This window comes from Rhodococcus sp. AW25M09, from assembly GCF_000333955.1.
Taxonomy (GTDB): domain Bacteria; phylum Actinomycetota; class Actinomycetes; order Mycobacteriales; family Mycobacteriaceae; genus Rhodococcoides.
Genome location: NZ_CAPS01000068.1, coordinates 88,499 through 105,032 on the forward strand (window position 1 = coordinate 88,499; position 16,534 = coordinate 105,032).

15 protein-coding genes are annotated in these 16,534 nt (G+C 63.4%); 8 read left to right on the top strand and 7 right to left on the bottom strand.

Going from position 1 to position 16,534, the window contains the following annotated elements; genetic code table 11:
- Positions 1–3 precede the first annotated feature (3 nt).
- From cmrA to RHODMAR_RS13105, 3 genes are read right to left on the bottom strand one after another with little or no spacing between them, the layout of a single operon-like run.
- Entirely contained in the window at positions 4–807 is an 804-nt protein-coding gene (gene cmrA, locus RHODMAR_RS13095; RefSeq protein ID WP_008715266.1) for a mycolate reductase, read from the bottom strand.
- A 23-nt stretch (positions 808–830) separates the two neighbouring features.
- Positions 831–2,876 (bottom strand): NADPH-dependent 2,4-dienoyl-CoA reductase, encoded by a 2,046-nt coding sequence (locus RHODMAR_RS13100; protein ID WP_008715267.1) that lies wholly within the window; start codon positions 2,874–2,876, stop codon positions 831–833.
- Positions 2,873–3,400: a PadR family transcriptional regulator gene (locus RHODMAR_RS13105; protein WP_042939048.1), complete on the bottom strand. Its 528-nt coding sequence runs from the start codon at positions 3,398–3,400 to the stop codon at positions 2,873–2,875. Before RHODMAR_RS13105 ends, RHODMAR_RS13100 begins: the two co-directional genes overlap by 4 nt.
- A gap of 84 nt (positions 3,401–3,484) precedes the next feature.
- On the opposite strand from RHODMAR_RS13105, the gene RHODMAR_RS13110 reads away from it, so the two are divergent.
- The gene (locus RHODMAR_RS13110) at positions 3,485–4,807 is read left to right on the top strand and encodes an MFS transporter (protein WP_042939075.1); all 1,323 of its coding nucleotides are present in this window, start codon (positions 3,485–3,487) and stop codon (positions 4,805–4,807) included.
- Here RHODMAR_RS13110 and RHODMAR_RS13115 read toward each other — a convergent pair.
- Entirely contained in the window at positions 4,795–5,625 is an 831-nt protein-coding gene (locus tag RHODMAR_RS13115; RefSeq protein WP_008715272.1) for an alpha/beta fold hydrolase, read from the bottom strand. The two genes, RHODMAR_RS13110 and RHODMAR_RS13115, sit on opposite strands and share 13 nt — an antisense overlap.
- 34 nt (positions 5,626–5,659) lie before the next feature.
- Entirely contained in the window at positions 5,660–6,310 is a 651-nt protein-coding gene (locus tag RHODMAR_RS13120) for a TetR family transcriptional regulator (protein WP_008715275.1), read from the bottom strand.
- A 170-nt stretch (positions 6,311–6,480) separates the two neighbouring features.
- Here RHODMAR_RS13120 and RHODMAR_RS13125 point away from each other — a divergent pair, with 170 nt between their 5' ends.
- The 3 genes from RHODMAR_RS13125 to RHODMAR_RS13135 all read left to right on the top strand — a co-directional run bounded on the left by RHODMAR_RS13125 (position 6,481) and on the right by RHODMAR_RS13135 (position 9,101).
- Positions 6,481–7,593: a ferredoxin reductase gene (locus RHODMAR_RS13125; RefSeq protein ID WP_008715277.1), complete on the top strand. Its 1,113-nt coding sequence runs from the start codon at positions 6,481–6,483 to the stop codon at positions 7,591–7,593.
- Between the two features lie 66 nt (positions 7,594–7,659).
- The gene (locus RHODMAR_RS13130) at positions 7,660–8,844 is read left to right on the top strand and encodes a fatty acid desaturase family protein (protein WP_008715279.1); all 1,185 of its coding nucleotides are present in this window, start codon (positions 7,660–7,662) and stop codon (positions 8,842–8,844) included.
- Positions 8,845–8,867: 23 nt separating this feature from the next.
- Positions 8,868–9,101, top strand: a complete 234-nt coding sequence (locus RHODMAR_RS13135; protein ID WP_042939078.1) for a hypothetical protein — start codon at positions 8,868–8,870, stop codon at positions 9,099–9,101.
- A 73-nt stretch (positions 9,102–9,174) separates the two neighbouring features.
- Here RHODMAR_RS13135 and RHODMAR_RS13140 read toward each other — a convergent pair whose 3' ends face one another.
- Both RHODMAR_RS13140 and RHODMAR_RS13145 read right to left on the bottom strand, forming a co-directional pair.
- Positions 9,175–10,284, bottom strand: a complete 1,110-nt coding sequence (locus tag RHODMAR_RS13140) for a methyltransferase (RefSeq protein ID WP_008715284.1) — start codon at positions 10,282–10,284, stop codon at positions 9,175–9,177.
- 13 nt (positions 10,285–10,297) lie between these two features.
- Complete coding sequence (locus tag RHODMAR_RS13145) at positions 10,298–11,440, bottom strand: N(5)-(carboxyethyl)ornithine synthase (RefSeq protein WP_008715285.1); 1,143 nt, start codon at positions 11,438–11,440, stop codon at positions 10,298–10,300.
- 166 nt (positions 11,441–11,606) lie between these two features.
- Here RHODMAR_RS13145 and RHODMAR_RS13150 point away from each other — a divergent pair, with 166 nt between their 5' ends.
- The 4 genes from RHODMAR_RS13150 to RHODMAR_RS13165 all read left to right on the top strand — a co-directional run bounded on the left by RHODMAR_RS13150 (position 11,607) and on the right by RHODMAR_RS13165 (position 16,180).
- Positions 11,607–12,206, top strand: coding sequence for a TetR/AcrR family transcriptional regulator (locus RHODMAR_RS13150; RefSeq protein WP_008715287.1), 600 nt, complete (start codon positions 11,607–11,609; stop codon positions 12,204–12,206).
- 247 nt (positions 12,207–12,453) lie between these two features.
- Positions 12,454–13,560, top strand: coding sequence for a tyrosine-type recombinase/integrase (locus tag RHODMAR_RS13155; protein WP_008715289.1), 1,107 nt, complete (start codon positions 12,454–12,456; stop codon positions 13,558–13,560).
- Between the two features lie 297 nt (positions 13,561–13,857).
- Entirely contained in the window at positions 13,858–14,040 is a 183-nt protein-coding gene (locus RHODMAR_RS13160; protein WP_008715291.1) for a helix-turn-helix domain-containing protein, read from the top strand.
- Positions 14,041–14,194: 154 nt separating this feature from the next.
- Entirely contained in the window at positions 14,195–16,180 is a 1,986-nt protein-coding gene (locus tag RHODMAR_RS13165) for an AAA family ATPase (protein WP_008715293.1), read from the top strand.
- The last annotated feature ends 354 nt before the right edge of the window (positions 16,181–16,534 follow it).

The following is a 16,534-nucleotide window of genomic DNA, read 5'->3' on the forward strand; positions in this document are numbered from 1 at the left end:
CAGTCAGTTTCCCAGCTTCTTGTAGAAGCTGCCGATGATCGGTGCGGAGATGCTGCGCGGGCTGTACTGCCCAGCGACGGACATGCCTTTGCTCAGCACGCCGGGTACGACGCGCATCTTGTTCTTCTCCAGGCCGTCCAGTGACACCTTCGCGGTGTACGCGCTGTCGATCCACAGGAAGTCTGGGACCATCTTGTCCACGATCGAGGCCTCGGCCGGGTCGGGTGTCTCGGTGCGCACCGGGCCGGGAGCGAGCAGGGTGACGTTGACCCCGGTGCCTTCGAGCTCCCCGCGTATCGACTCGGAGAACGTATTGACGAAGGCTTTGGTTGCGGCGTAGGTCGCGTTGTTGGGGATGGCCATGTTTCCTGCTGCGGATCCGGTGATGAGGATGCCGCCTGCTCCGCGCCCGATCATGCCGGGCATGACGGCCAACGTGAGATCGTGCACGGCAACGGCATTGAGCTCGACCTGGTCGCGTTCGTACGCAGGATCGAGCCCGGCCAACGGTCCGAACGTCGCGATCCCCGCGTTGTTGCACAGAATCGAGATCTCACGTTCGGACAGCTCGGTGACCAGCTCCTGCCGCTGCTGACGATTCGACAGATCCGACTGCCGCACCTCGACGGTCACGCCGTACTCGGCAGTGAGCTTCGCAGCCAGCGCCTCGAGCAGTTCACCGCGTCGAGCCACCACAATCAGCGAGTGACCTCGGGCGGCGAGTTCGGTGGCCAGGGCTTCACCGATACCGGAAGAGGCTCCGGTGACGACGGCGCGGGCATCGGGGTTGGGCTTGGGCAGGCTCACGGTGAGACAGGCTAGCGGACAGATCAGATCGTGGCCGCGAGCCGGGTGCCTTGCTCGATCGCTCGCTTGGCATCGAGCTCCGCCGCGACGTCTGCACCGCCGATGATGTGGGTGACGGTGCCCGCGGTCTCGAGCTCGTCGACCAGGTCACGGACGGATTCCTGCCCGGCGCAGATCACGATGGTGTCGACCTCGAGCAGTCGTGGGCGCTCGTGCTTCTCTCCGAACGAGATGTGCAGCCCTGCGTCGTCGATCTTCTCGTAGTTCACTCCCGAAAGCTGATGCACGCCCTTGGCTTTGAGGGCTGCGCGATGAACCCAACCGGTCGTCTTCGCGAGGCCGGCACCGATGCGTCCGGACTTGCGCTGCAGTAGATACACCTCACGCGGAGACGGCGCGGGAACCGGAGTGGTCAACGCCCCCGGTGCGGCCTCGGGCTCTGTGACGCCCCACTCCTGCTTCCATTCCTTCAGATCCAACGTGGGGGAGGCGACGGTGGTAAGGAATTCGGAGATGTCGATGCCGATACCGCCGGCACCGATGACCGCGACCCGATCGCCGACGGGCCTGCCGTCGCGCACCAGCTCCGCGTACGACAGCACCGACGGGTGCTCGATGCCGGGGATACGGGGAATCCGGGGCGTGACGCCGGTGGCGAGCACCACCTCGTCGAACTCGCCTGCAATCAGTTCGGCGGCGGTGACTCGGGTGTCCAGGTGAACGGCGACGTCCTCGCTGCGTAGTGCGCTGGAGAAGTACCGGATCGTTTCGGCGAACTCCTCCTTGCCGGGAATGAGTCGCGCGATTCCGAACTGCCCGCCGATTTCGCTCCTGGCCTCGAACAGGCTGACGGCATGTCCGCGTTGCGCGAGGTTCAGGGCGGCGGCCAGGCCTGCGGGCCCGGCTCCGACGACCGCGACCTTCTTCGTCGTCTTGGTCGGCAGCAGCTGCAGATCGATCTCACGGCCGGCTCGCGGGTTGACCAGGCAGGAGACCTTCTTGTGCACGAAGGCGTGATCGAGGCAGGCCTGATTGCATGCAATGCAGGTGTTGATCTGGTCCGCCGAGTCGGCGGCGGCTTTCTCGACCCAGAACGGATCGGCCAGCATCGGCCTGGCCATCGCAATCAATTGCGCGTCGCCGCGGGCGAGGATGTTCTCGGCGATCTCGGGCATGTTGATGCGATTGGACGCGGCGACCGGAATGGCCACGTGCTTCTCGAGCTTGCCGGTGATGTCCGCGAATGCAGCTCGCGGGACCGACGTGACGATGGTCGGCACCCTCGACTCGTGCCACCCGATGTCGGTGTTGATGATGTTCGCACCGGCGGCCTCGACGTCCTGCGCCAGCGCGACGATGTCGTTCCAGCTCTGGCCCTGTTCCACGAGGTCGGCCATCGACAGCCGGAACACGATGAGGAAGTCCGGCCCGACCGCGGCCCGTGTCTGCCGCACGATCTCCACGGCCATCCGGCGGCGATTGGCGGCCGAACCGCCCCACTCGTCGCGCCGCTTGTTGGTGCGTTCGGACAGGAACTGATTGATGAAGTAGCCCTCACCGCCCATGATTTCGACGCCGTCGTATCCGGCGCTCTGGGCGAGCCGGGCGCAGCGCACGAAATTCCGGATCTGCCAACGAACTCCCCTCGACGTCAGTCGCCGCGGCCGAAAGGGGTTGATGGGAGCTTTGATCGACGAGGCCGACACGCTCAGCGGCTGATACGAGTAGCGCCCGGCGTGCAGGATCTGCAGAGCGATCTTGCCGCCCTCGCGGTGCACCGCCGCGGTGATTCGGCGGTGTCGGCGTGCTTCGATGCGGTTGGTCAGCTTGGCTCCGAACGGCAGCAACCAACCGGTGCGATTGGGGGCATAGCCCCCGGTGATGATCAGTGCGACTCCGCCGCGGGCGCGCTCGGCGAAGTAGGCGGCCAACCTGCCGGTGTCGCTAGCGCGATCTTCCAGGCCGGTATGAATCGAGCCCATGATCACGCGGTTCTTCAGCGTGGTCGCGCCGACGTCCAACGGCGACAACAAAATCGGATACGGACCTACGGTCTGATCGGTCTTCACAGCTTCTCCAATACCTCGGTGCACCACTCGGTGAATCCTTCTTCGACGCGAATTCCGCCGCGCAGCACCAGGTACTGGTGCAATGCGGTGCCGGTGAGGGCAGCGGGGGCCGGAAAGTCCTGCTTCTCGATCAGTCGGTAGACGTCGAGGCGGGTGGCATGAACAGCACGGTGACGGGCGACCTCGACCTTGAGAGCATCGACATCACCGTTGGCGGCACCGCGAATCTTGACGGCGAGCTCCTCGCGTAGCTGCGAGGGATCGGTCGGTGCGGCAATCCAGCGATCGAGCTCGGAGTGGCCGGCAGCGCTGACGGAATAGACCTTCTTGTCCGGACGGCCGTCCTGCGTCACGGCTTCACCGGTGATCCATCCGGCAGTGTCCATTCGCGTCAGCGTCCGGTAGATCTGCTGGTGGGTTGCGCTCCAGAAGAAGCCGATGGACTTGTCGAAACGTCGGGCGAGCTCGTACCCCGAGCCGCTGAGCTCGGTGAGGGAAACAAGAATTGCGTGTTCCAAAGCCACAACCGAGAGTATGTATGCAACGCAGTGACTATGCAACTAGGTGCACGTCTGTTCGGCGTCTTTCTCGGTCTAGTGTTGGCAACCATGGGAACCCAGCCGGAGGCCGCTGTCGTCGGAGTCGCAACCACACGTAAGCAGGTCACCGCCTGGGGGTTCTGGGACTGGGGTTCGGCCGCGTTCAACGCGGTGATTCTCACGTTCGTGTTCTCGGTGTATCTCACCGACGCGGTCGGCGACGACCTGCCCGGCACGATCTCGGCCACCACCTGGTTCAGCTGGTCGATCGCAGTATCGAGCGTCGTCATCGCGCTCCTTGCGCCGGTCTGTGGGCAATACTTCGATGCGCGCGGCAAACGCAAGTGGCTGCTGGGGGTGTTGACCGCACTGACGGTCGTGGCCATGGCGGGTCTGTTCTTCGTCAAGGACGACTACCACTACCTGTGGCTCGGCCTCCTACTGCTCGCTCTCGGATCCATCATGTTCGAGTTGGCGAGCATTCCGTACAACTCGATGCTGCGGCAGGTCTCCAGCCCCGCGAACATCGGCCGGGTATCCGGGTTCGGCTGGGCGATGGGCTATTTCGGCGGAATTGTGCTGTTGCTGATCTGCTATCTCGGCTTCATCGTCGGCGACGGAGACACTCGAGGCTTTCTCGGCCTGAGCACCGACGGCGGTGTGAACATCAGGCTCGTCGCCGTACTCGCGGCCGTGTGGTTCGCGGTGTCGGCGATCCCGGTGATGTTCGCAGTGCCCGAGGTGCCGCGAGCCGTCGCCGATCCGAAGGCCGCCGAGGCCGGCTTCGCAGCGTCGTACCGTGTTCTCTTTCGCGATGTTCGGGAGTTGTGGAGTGCAGACCGTCGCGCGGTCTACTTCTTGATCGCCAGTGCTCTGTTTCGAGACGGGCTGGCGGGCGTGTTCACCTTCGGGGCTGTTCTCGCCGTCAGTGTCTACGGCATCGGAGCGGCAGACGTCCTGCTGTTCGGCGTCGCCGCCAACGTCATCGCCGGACTCGGTGCTGTCGTCGCCGGACGGTTCGACGACCGCATCGGCCCGAAGAAGGTCATCGTCTTCTCCCTCACGTCGATGATCGCCGCCGGTATCGTCCTGCTGTTCGTCTCGGGACCGACGATGTTCTGGGTCTTCGGGCTGATCCTGACCCTGTTCGTCGGCCCGGCTCAGTCGTCGGCGCGCACCTTCCTCGCCAGGCTCGCGCCGCCCGGGCGAGAGGGACAGTTCTTCGGGTTGTTTGCGACGACGGGTCGGGCCGCCTCTTTCCTGGCACCGTCGCTGTTCGGTCTGTTCGTATGGCTGTTCGACGCAGACCGCGCGGGTATTGCCGGGATCATCATCGTCCTCGCCGCCGGACTGCTGGCGCTACTGAAAGTGCGGGCCCCTCAGCAGGTCTGAACGGACTCGATACGCGCCAGAATCTCGGCAGTGAGTGTCTCGGGCGCTTCCTCGGGGATCCAGTGGGAGACGCCGTCCAATTCGACGAATCGATACGGTGCATCGACGAATTCGCCGCAGCGCTGTGCGCCGGCCCGGCCGATGGCGGTGTCGCCGTTGCTCCAGACGTACGTGGTGGGCACGGTCACAGCGGGCAGATTGGCGAACTCCTTGGTCATCGCGGCATACCAACTGGAGGCTGCCGTCAGCGCCCCGGGCACCGTGAGGTGCCGAACGTATTCGTCGTCGAGACTTTCGGCGCCGAACATCGCGCGTAGCCGCTGCGCGTCGTTCTCCGCCAGAACTCGTTCGGCTTTCTCGGGCTCGCGGAGCAGACCGAAGTACGTCGACCGCTCCCGCTGATCGGGATCCTCGCGGATGGCCCAGTTGAAGGCCGCCGAATGCGGAACCGATGCCGCAGTGAGCGTGCGCACGCGATCGGGGTGTTCGGCAGCGAGGTGCCAGGCGACCACCGCACCCCAGTCGTGTCCGACCAGATGCGCAGACGGAAGGTCGAGTGCGTCGAGCAAGCCGAGCACGTCGCCGATGAGGTGTTCGATGCGATAGTGCTCGACACCCACCGGGCGGGCACCGGGGGAGTAGCCCCGCTGGTTGGGTGCGATCACACGGCAACCCGCGGCGATCAGGCCGGGCGTCGCTCTCGTCCACGACGCGTTGGTCTGCGGAAAGCCGTGCAACGCAACCACCGGAACACCGTCTGTCGGTCCCGATATCGCTACCTCGAACACGTGCTCGCCGACGGCTATCTCGGTCGTCATCTACATCCCTTCTCGCCCGAATTCTCTTGCTCGGTCAGGCCCGTCGTGGTTTCCACTGGCCCATCCCGAGCATGATCATGCGGATTTGTTTCTCGGTGCGCTGGATCAGGTCTTTCTCGTTTCGACTACCCGGTCGATCGATTTCCAACAGACCGACCACGGCAGTCAGCATCGTCGACACGAGGAGATCTGCCGTCATCTCCAGATCGGCAATATCCCATTGTTCGAGACCGGGCATTCGGGAGAGGTCGATGGTCAGCTCGCTGACGAACAGTCGGAGCTCGGTGGCGAAGGCGCGGCGTACCTCGGTCACACCCCCGTATCGCTCCCGAGTGAGAAAGCGGAACTGCTCTTCGTGGGTGCGCACCTGACGGACGAGGATGCCGAATGATTCGGTGGCCGTCTTGGTGCTCGGGTTCTTTCGGGCATCGCGCAGCATCTGTCGCAGCATGCGCATGCTGTCCTCGACGAGGGCGACGCCGAGGTCCTCCATGGAAGCGAAGTGGCGATAGAAGGCGGTGGGGACGATACCGGCGGATCGGGCGACCTCGCGCAGGCTGACGCTGGCGAAGGAGCGGTCACGCAACAGGTCGAGCGTGCCCTCGATCAATGCCTGACGCGTGCGTTCCTTGCGTTCGGCGCGGGTCCCCGGTTCTGTCACAACGTCCAGTTTATGGGCGCGCATTCTGTGATCTCCCCTCCGGTTCCTCCGCGACTCCGGAAATCTGTCGATGCGGCCTGTAACGACGGTCACATAAACGTTGACAGGTACCGGTGTCGCTCTGTCACACTCATGTTAGTGCACAATCGTTCACTGAATGGGTCGTTGGTTTCGATCCGGTTATGGAGGATGGAATGACGCTTCAAGAACGGCCGACCCGAACCTCGGGTTCGCGGAAGTTCTCGCTTCTTTCCCTGTTCGAGGCCATGGCCACACCCCATGCGCTCGATCGCTACCTCGAACTCGTCGATCCTATGACGACTGTTCGGGACCTCCGCGGCGAAGTGACCGAGATACATCGGTCCACCGAAGACTCGCTCACTCTCACCATTCGTCCCACGCGACAGTGGAAGGGCTTCGATGCGGGCCAGTTCGTTCAGGTCGGCGTCGTCATCGACGGGGTTCGCCACACCCGGTGCTATTCGCCCGCCTGCTCGCAATACCGCAAGGACGGCCGGATCGAACTGACGATCAAGGCGCATCCCGAGGGTCTCGTGTCGCAGTATCTGCACAAGAATGCGCACGTCGGCCTCGTGGTCAGCCTGTCGCAGGCAGACGGCACGTTCAAGCTCCCCACGCCACGCCCGGCGAAGACGCTGCTGATCAGCGGCGGCAGCGGCATCACTCCGGTGCTGTCCATGCTCAGGTCGCTGCTGGACGAGGGGTACAGCAGCGACCTGACTTTCCTGCACTACGGGTACACCGAGAACGATGTCGCCTACAAGCAGGAGCTGGAGAAGATCGCCGCCGAGCACGAGAACGTGAACATCGTCTTCGCGTACACCGAGCAGAAGACCGGCGGCGACCTGTATGGGTTCTTCGGCCAGGAACACCTCGATGCCGTGGCTCCCTGGTTCGCCGACGCGGACACATTCCTGTGTGGACCTCCCGGGCTGATGAAGGGCGTGACGTCCTTCTTCGAAGACGCAGGATTGGGAGAGCGGCTGCACCTCGAGGAATTCACGCCCTCGTTCGCCACCGTCGCTGACGACGTCACCGGCACCACCACGTTCTCCGGTAGCGATGTCGCCTCCGACAACGACGGCGAGACGCTGCTCGAGCAGGCCGAGGCGGCGGGGCTCACGCCGGCCAACGGCTGCCGGATGGGCATCTGCTTCACCTGCACCTCGGTGAAGAAATCCGGATGCACCAAGAACATCAAGACCGGCGAGACCGACACCGAGTCCGACAAGAAGATCCAGCTCTGCGTGTCCGTTGCCGTCGGTGACGTCGACATCGACATCTAGATCTACCCCGACACAGACATCGACGACCACAGACCATCTCGACCCGATCGAATTGGAGATCATCAGATGCTCGGACCGATTCTCTCGATCCTGCCCACCGCCGTCCTGCCGTTCCGCCGAGACGAAACCCTGCCGGAGCAGCCGACCGTGCTGACTCACGAACAGGTCGAGGAACTCGGCCGTGAACTCGACGCGCTGCGTGCCCGCACGGTCGCCAAGCTGGGCGACGACGACCGTGAGTACATCTACAAGGTCATCAAGGCGCAGCGTGGCCTCGAAATCACCGGTCGCGCCCTCATGTACCTGCCGTTCATCCCGCCAGCGTGGCTCGCAGGCGTCGGCGCGCTCGGCGTGGCGAAAATTCTCGACAACATGGAGATCGGCCACAACGTCATGCACGGCCAGTACGACTGGATGCGTGAGCCCGGCCTGAACTCCGAGGTGTTCGAGTGGGATACCGTCTGCCCGGCAGATCAGTGGAAGCACTCGCACAACTACATGCACCACACCTTCACCAACATCGTCGGCATGGACCGCGACATCGGCTACGGCGTCCTGCGGATGGACCAGGAGCAGAAGTGGAATCCGTACTACCTCGGTAACCCGGTCTACGCGTTCCTGCTGATGACGTTCTTCGAGTGGGGCGTAATGCTGCACGACCTCGAGACGGAGAACATCGTCGCGGGCAAGCGGAAGTGGCACGACGTGAAGCCGTTGCTGCAGGGCATGTGGCGCAAGGCAGGCAAGCAGGCGCTCAAGGACTACGTCATCTTCCCGGCGCTGACCGGACCGTTCTTCGCGTCCACAGTCGTCGGCAACGTTGCAGCCAATCTCATCCGCAACGTGTGGACGTACTCGATCATCTTCTGTGGTCACTTCCCGACCGGCGTCCAGACCTTCAGCCAGGAAGAGACGGCCGAGGAGACCCGTGGCGAGTGGTACGTCCGTCAGATGCTGGGATCGGCCAACATCGAGGGATCCCCGCTGTTCCACATCATGTCGGGCAACCTCTCGCACCAGATCGAGCACCATTTGTTCCCGGACCTGCCTGCACGTCGCTACCCGCAGATCGCGCCCGAGGTCAAGGCGCTGTGCGAGAAGTACGAACTGCCGTACAACACCGGTGGATTCTTCCACCAGATCGGCACCGTGTGGGGCAAGATCTTCAAGCTCGCGCTGCCCAATTCGCTGACGGGATCGGCGGCACCGGCCAGTGTTATCGTCGAGCGAAAGAAGACCGACGCAGCGTGACGACTTCGAAGGGGGCGGTCCTGTTGGTAGGAAAGTTCGAGCGCAACAAGGACACTGTGCAGGACTTCACCGAATCTGCCGCCACTCATGTCGGCCGGATCGTGGTGATCATCGCCGGAGCCGTCCGCGACGTCACCCGTGAAATCGGTGATTTGATCACCGACGGCATCGAGATGCGGGAAGCGGCGAAGAAGGCGGAACGCGACGCACCCCTCGGCACCGTCATCAACGGCGAGTTCGAGACCCGCGACCGGTAGCGATTCATCCGATCAGCGACGAGGCCGCCCGAGTAATTCTCGGGCGGCCTCGTCGTGTTTCGGGTTGGGAAAGCTAGCGCCGGCGAAGTCGCCAGAGCGACGTGGTTTCGCGCGCCCGGGCCTCGTGCAGCACATCCTTGGTGTCGCTCACCCGCGAATGTGTCGGTGTGGTGTCGGCGCGGTCGACGACGATCAGCCCGGCGGTATCGATGGCCTCGAGCAGATCTGTGCGAGTAGCCAGTCCGAGCAGTTCGGCAAGGTCGGACAGCACCAACCACGCCTCGCCGTCGGGAGTCAGATGCCCGTTCAGACGGCTCAGAAAGGACTTGAGCATCCGCGAGCCCGGGTCGTAGACCGCATGCTCTATGCCGGACGTCGGCTTCGTGGGAATCCAGGGCGGATTGCACACGATCAGCCCTGCGCGCCCGGACGGGAAGATGTCGGTCTGCACCACCTCGACCCGATCGGTGTAGCCGAGGGCGTCGATGTTCTCTCGTGCACAGGCGACCGATCGAGGGTCCTTGTCGGTAGCGACCACCGAGGTCACACCGCGGCGGGCGAGGACGGCGGCCAGTACACCCGAGCCGGTGCCGATATCGAACGCGCGCTCCGCAGCCGGAAGCGGTGCGTCGGCCACGAGTTGGATGTACTCGCCGCGGACGGGGGAGAAGACTCCGTAGTGCGGGTGAATCGAGCCGTCCAGGGCCGGCACGAAGACGCCCGTGCGACGCCATTCGTGCGCACCGACCATGCCGAGAAGTTCGCGCAACGAGAGCACACACGGTGCGGCGTCCGGGCCGAGTGCCTGCGATGCTGCCGCTCGGACGTCCGGTGCCCGGCCCAGGTCGAGTTGGAAGCCCGAATCGAGTTCCACCAGAAGCATTCCCAGTACCCGAGCCCGTCGTGCCTGATATTGACGATGCAGGTGGAACCGTTCCGCTGATGACGCCTCCGGTGACTGTTTGGCCGGCGGCACCCGACGGGTCATCGCCGACAGCAGTTGTCGTGCATTGTTGTAATCACCACGCCATAGCAGCGCCTCGCCGATCGTGGCCAATTTGTACGCGACGTCCGCGGTCGTCGAATCGTCGACGATATGGACCATCCGGGGTGGGGGAGCGCCGTTCTCCGCCTGCCAACGAGAGGTGTGTTCGCTCCCATCCTCGACCCAGGTGAGATTCATACTGCGTTCTCGTTCACGCTGCAGTGTGCGGGTACTCCGCACTGCGGTGTTGGAAGGCAAGGATATTGGGGTTCATGATGACGCCGTCCCTGATCTCGATCGATCGCTCGATGGTGGCATCGGTGCTCCAGGCCGACGGGCCGTCGAGCACGATCCGCAAGTACGGCAACAACGATTCGCTGATTTCCCAGGTTGCGGAGTTCCACAGGTAGGACGGGCTGTGGTCCACGGCGTAGTACCGCACGTTGTCGCCGACGGTGAACATAGGATCTGCGAACGACGTCGGCTTCGCCCATTCGAAGCCCATCCCCTCGTCGCAGGACACGTCCACCACGAGGGTGCCCGGCGCGAGAGTGGGGAGATCCTGGTTGGACAGAAATGTCAGTGGCGAATTGGTATCCTGCAGAACACAATTGACGATGACGTCGTGGTCGGCGAGGAACTGTGACAGTGGTACCCGACCCTCGGGAGTGAGAGCTCGACTCTGCTGGGGATCGGCATCGTCGAGATCGAAGTTGACGATGTTGGCCGAATGAATCGGCGAACTCACGGCAGTGACACCGCGCTGGGTGAGAACGTCGACATCGTGGATGCCGTGTGCGCTCAGCGCCGTCACGGCACCGCGAGCGGTGGCACCGAAGCCGATCACCGCGGCACGCAACCTACGGCCGTAATCGCCGGTGGAGCCGATCAGCTGCAACGCATGCAGCACCGAGCAGTAGCCGGCCAATTCGTTGTTCTTGTGGAACACGTGGAGATTGAACCAACCGTCCTGCGTCCAGTGATTCATGGCCTCGAAGGCGATCAACGTCAGCTTGCGATCGACCGCGATCTGGGTGAGCTTCTGATCCTGCACACAGTGGGGCCAACCCCACAGCGTTTGGCCCGTTCGTAATTCGGAGAGTTCCTCTGCTTGCGGCTTCGGCAGCAGAATCACATCGCACTCGGCAATGAGCTCGGCGCGAGTGCGAATCCCGGCAACCTGGGTGGCCAGGTGCTCGTCCGAAATTCCGAACGGCTCGCCGTAGCCGAATTCGAGGAACATGCGGGATCTGATGTCGGCGTCGATGCGATCGAAATGAAGTGGATGAATCGGAAGTCGACGCTCATCGGGTTTGCGCGAACGTGAGAGGACTCCGAGAGTGAGCTGTTGCACGTGTAACCCTTCGTTGTTTTCAAGTCAACCACAGCAAGTCCACCCAGATAGCGTTCGTCCAGCTCACAGGCTCTTCCGGTCACTTGGGTGGCCGGGAAACAATTGATTCGGCCGACCCGAAGAAGTTGTGTGACATGGTTGAAAATGGCAAGCGGAAGGGGTGCGAGTGTCCAGCGATGACACGCGGGACGCGATCCTGGCGGCAGCCGAACGACTGTTCGCCGAGCGCGGCGTGTTCGCGGTATCGAATCGACAGGTCAGCGAATGGGCCGGGCAGCGAAACAGTTCGGCGGTCGGCTATCACTTCGGGACCAAGGAAGACCTGGTCCTGGCCATCGTAGAGAAACACGCGGGGCCGATCGAAGAGCGTCGCATCCGAGTTCTGGCCGAGGTCGAGGAGTCGACGGATCTCCGTGACTGGGTGTCGTGCCTGGTGATTCCGTACACCGAGCACCTCGCTGCGATCGGAGTCTCCTCGTCTTACGCCCGGTTCAGTGCGCAGGCGATGGCAGACCCGGTACTACGCGGACTGATCTACGAGACCGCGTTGGAATCGCCTGCGCTGCGTACGACTCTGGATGGATTGAGACGCTGTGTCGGCGATCTTCCGGAATCGGTGCGCACGACGCGCAGCGACATGGCCCGGCAGTTGATCGTCCACATGAGCGCCGAGCGGGAGCGTCACGACCCCAGTGGTTGGACGGACTTCGGATCGGACCTGGTCGATGCCATCGTGGGTTTGTGGAGCGCGCCGGTCAGTCGGTGACCTCCTGCGAACTTTCGTTCACCACACGATGCTCTTCCACACTGCGGCAACCGACGTCTGCGCTGGTCGAACTGTGCCCCCGGCAGGATTCGAACCTCATTTTCCGGTACAGTGAACCTGCAGGCCAGAGCCCCTGTTGTGCTCTCTGAGCTGGCGCTATAGCGGGTTCGCTGCGTCGGATAGTTCGCGATTGTGTGAGCTACTGTAGGTCTCTTAGGGAACGCAGAGGGATCGAAGGGAACGGCAGATGGCGACACGCAGGCGCAACTCGTGGGGCACGGCCAAGAAGCTGCCGTCGGGGAAGTGGCGGGCCTCGTTCGTCGGTCCCGACGGTGTTCGGTATGCCGCACCCAAGACGTACACAGCCAAGGTCGATGCACTGGCCTGGCTTGCTCGTGAGCGGGTTCGGGCCGAGACCGAGGGGCCGAAGTGGAAGCCGCCCGGTGCTGTCGCCGAGGCGGGGGAGAAGCTGGCCGACTATGCCGATCGGTGGGTCGATGAACGGCGCAACAAGTCAGGACAGCCATTGCGGCCCCGCACGGCACAGCTCTACCGCGACCTGTTGCGCCTGCATATCAATCCGGTGCTGGGCGACCTCGAAGTATCGGCGATCTCGTCGGCGGTGATCCGGTCCTGGCATCAAGGGTTGACCACCGGCACCACCCGCAAGGCGCACACCTATTCGCTGCTGCACGCGATCCTGGCCAGTGCTGCTGCCGACGATGTGATCGAGTCCAACCCCGCCAAAATTCGCGGTGCCATGTCATCGAGCACCGAACGCACTGTCGAGCCGTTGACCGCCGACGAACTCGACGCCCTGGCTGCCGAGATGCCCGAACACCTGGCCGTGCCGATCCTGGTCATGGGTTGGTGCGGGCTCCGTGTAGGCGAGATGCGCGGACTGCTGCGGTCGGACGTAGCTGACGACGGTTCGACGATCCGAGTCAACAAAGCAGCCTCGTACAGGTCGGGCGAGTGGCATTGCGGTGCTCCCAAGACAAAGGCCGGTGTCAGGACCGTTGCTGTGCCGCCTCATATCCGTGCTGCGTTGGTGGCCGTGCTGCCGAACAGCGTTCACGCCGTGGTGTTCCCGTCGCTGATCGGTGGCGAGTTCCTGGGCGATTGGGAGCTACGCCGTCCGTTCAAGGCTGCTGCGGACAAGCTCGGCCACAAGGACTTACGGATCCACGATCTCCGGCATACCGGCGCGACACTGGCAGCGCAGCACGGGGCCACCACAGCCGAACTCATGCGCAGGATCGGACACTCGACGCCGTCGATGGCATTGCGGTACCAGCACGCCGCAGACGCCCGAGATGCCGAGCTGGCGCAACGGTTGTCGACAGGCCGATGACACGACGATGCCCCCGGCTAGTGTCAGCACACCGAGGGCATCGTCAACAGAATCGGGAAGGCAACCCGTGCCCCTTATCGTACCTGCTCAGAGCGTTTCCGAGGCGCGAGCATTGCAACCCGGTACAACCTGATACAGACTGACTTTATCGGAGAAGCGAAGTCAGCTCGCACCGCTCCGACGTACGACACCCAGGACTGCCAGGCATGACTGTGGGCGCGACCTCGACGGGGCTGACCGTCGCTAAGGCCGGATGCCAACCACACACCGTATTTTCGTGTGCTGGAAGGCAATCCGATGTCCAATTCGTATCTCTCTATCTCGCAGGTGGCCGACGAACTAGGTCTCGGCACCACCACCGTTCGCGGGTATATCGCTGCAGGACAACTCAAAGCGTCGAAACTCGGTGGCGGCAAGACTTCGCCGATCCGCGTCAAGCGCAGTGACCTCGAAGCGTTCGTGGACGCGGGCGCGCTGTGAAGTCCGCAGGCATGGTGTCCGGCCGACGCTGGACTGATCGACCCACTGCTCACTGCCACCTCTGCCACCGGCAGCCACGTCACGAACCGTTGTCCGACTGGACCCACCTCGACGGCAAGCTCACCTGCCCGCACTGCATCCAAGGCGGTTCGGCATGAGCGGATTCGGCGATACTGCACACAGCTACAAGTCCGCAGGCTGGAACGTAGTCCCGATTCCACACGGCACAAAGCGCATCACGATAACCGGCTACACGGGTAACGACGGTATCGACGCATCGGGTGCGGATCTGCAGGCGTGGATCGAGGATGGCCACGACGCCGACAACATCGGTCTACGGATGCCTGAGACGGTCGTCGGGATCGACATCGACGCCTATCACGGCGGTCTCACGACTCTGGCTGTGCTCGTGCAGGATCTCGGAGCGCTGCCGTCGACACCGAGGACCACCGCGCGCACCGACGGGTCGGGTATCTCGTTCTACCGCATTCCGGTCTCGACGTTGCTCCCGAGCGGGCTCGGCAAGGGGATCGATATCGTTCGTCGCGGGCATCGCTACGCGGTGGCACCACCGTCACTGCATCCCGAGGGCACCCCGTATCGGTGGCTGGACTCCGACGGCACCGAGGTCGACTTCCCGGCTGTCGAGTCGCTGCCGATGTTGCCGCAGTCGTGGGTAGACCACCTCGACGGCCTGGGCACCGCTCCCGCGACGATCACAGCACCCGATGCCGGTCCTGTACGGCTCACGGACGGATCTGCGGACACCGAGGTAGCACGAGCACTGGCCGAGGCGATCGAAGCAGCACAGGGCGATTCAGGATCACGCCATGATGCGGTACTCGGTGCCATCAACCGGATCGTTCGGCAGGCTGAGCGTGGACATCCCGGCACCGAGGACGCACTGGCGCAGTTGCGGGCCGCGTACGTCACGGCGGTCGGTCCCGATCGCTCCGATGCTGGAGCCGAGTTCGATCGGATGGTCGGCGGTGCACGAGTCAAGGTCGGACAGACGCCATCGGCTGAGCACAACACGATCGAGGGCCGCAACGCCGCAGACGAGCTGATCGAGGCCGTTCGATCTCAGGGTGCAGTTGCCGCCGATCCTGTTGCGCGGCCACGGCGGTTCGTGTCGTTGGGTGAACTGCGGTCACGTCCGAGGCCCGAACCTCTCATCGAAGGGTTGCTCTACCAGAACACCCTGGCTCAGCTCTACGGCGCACCGGGAACGTTCAAGTCGTTCGCGGCTCTCGGTATGGCGTGTGCGGTCGCGTCGGGCCAGGAGCAGTGGGAGTCGCATCCGATCCACCGAAACGGGCGGGTGCTCTACGTTGCTGCCGAAGGAGAGTCGGGTCTGGTGGATCGGATCGACGCATGGAAACAGATCACCATCGACTCCGACGCCTCAGCACAACTCGAAGACAACCTGCGCGTGATGACCGACGTGGTGTCGCTGGCAGATACGAACGCGATGGCCGAAGTCACTGCCGAAGCGGTCGACCTCGAATCGGTGCTGATCATCCTCGACACCCGCGCCAGGATGACCACCGGACTCGACGAGAACTCCGCGAAAGATCAAGGTGTTGCCATCGAACAGGCTGAGATCCTGCGTAAGAAGACCGGCGCGGTTCTGCTCGTGATCCACCACTCATCGAAGGCAGGAACGTCGGCCCGCGGCTCGAATTCGTGGGACGGCGCAGTCAACACCAATCTGATGCTGGAACGGGTCGGGGCGTCGATGAATCTCAAGATCGTCTGCGAGAAACACAAGGATGCGCCGGACAAGTGTGAGCACAAATTCGTGATGAAGAAAGTCGCGATGCCAGGGGACCGGGATTCGTTGGTGATGACGAACGGGCGGTTCGATGCCGAGTCGTTGTTCGCCGAGGCCGAGGACTCGTTCGACGGTAAGGATGCGCTCTGTGCGGTTCTGCAGGAGAACGGGACCGTGGACGGATTCACCCGAGCGGACTCGTGGAAGTGGTACCAGGCTGACCGCAACGAGGCCGGCAAACCGGAAGAGATTCCGGCAGCGGTCACGACCCACAATCGGTGGTTCCTCAAGCTGATCACCGAGGGAAAGATCGTCAAACGGTCCACGAAACGCAACACCAGGGACGTGTTCGACGTGAACCCCTGACCAGCACAGATGCACGCCTGAGGGGCCGTGACCAGCACAGATGCACGAGCTGTCTGGTTTTCGGCCCTCAGATGCACGCCATATGCACACCGCTTGTGCAGGCCAGATGCACACCAGATGCACGACGACCAGCACAGATGCACGCCAGATGCACGCCAGATGCACGACCGATACGACCAGATGCACCGTAGCCACACCCTTAGGGGTGGCAGTGCCTGCATATGCATTTCAACCAACACCCAGGAGAGCACAACATGACCACCATCGAACAACGGCACCGCACAACACGAGAGCTGGCCATCCTGCGTGTAGTGGCCTCCACGCCCGGTATCCACCTCGACAATATCGCTGCGG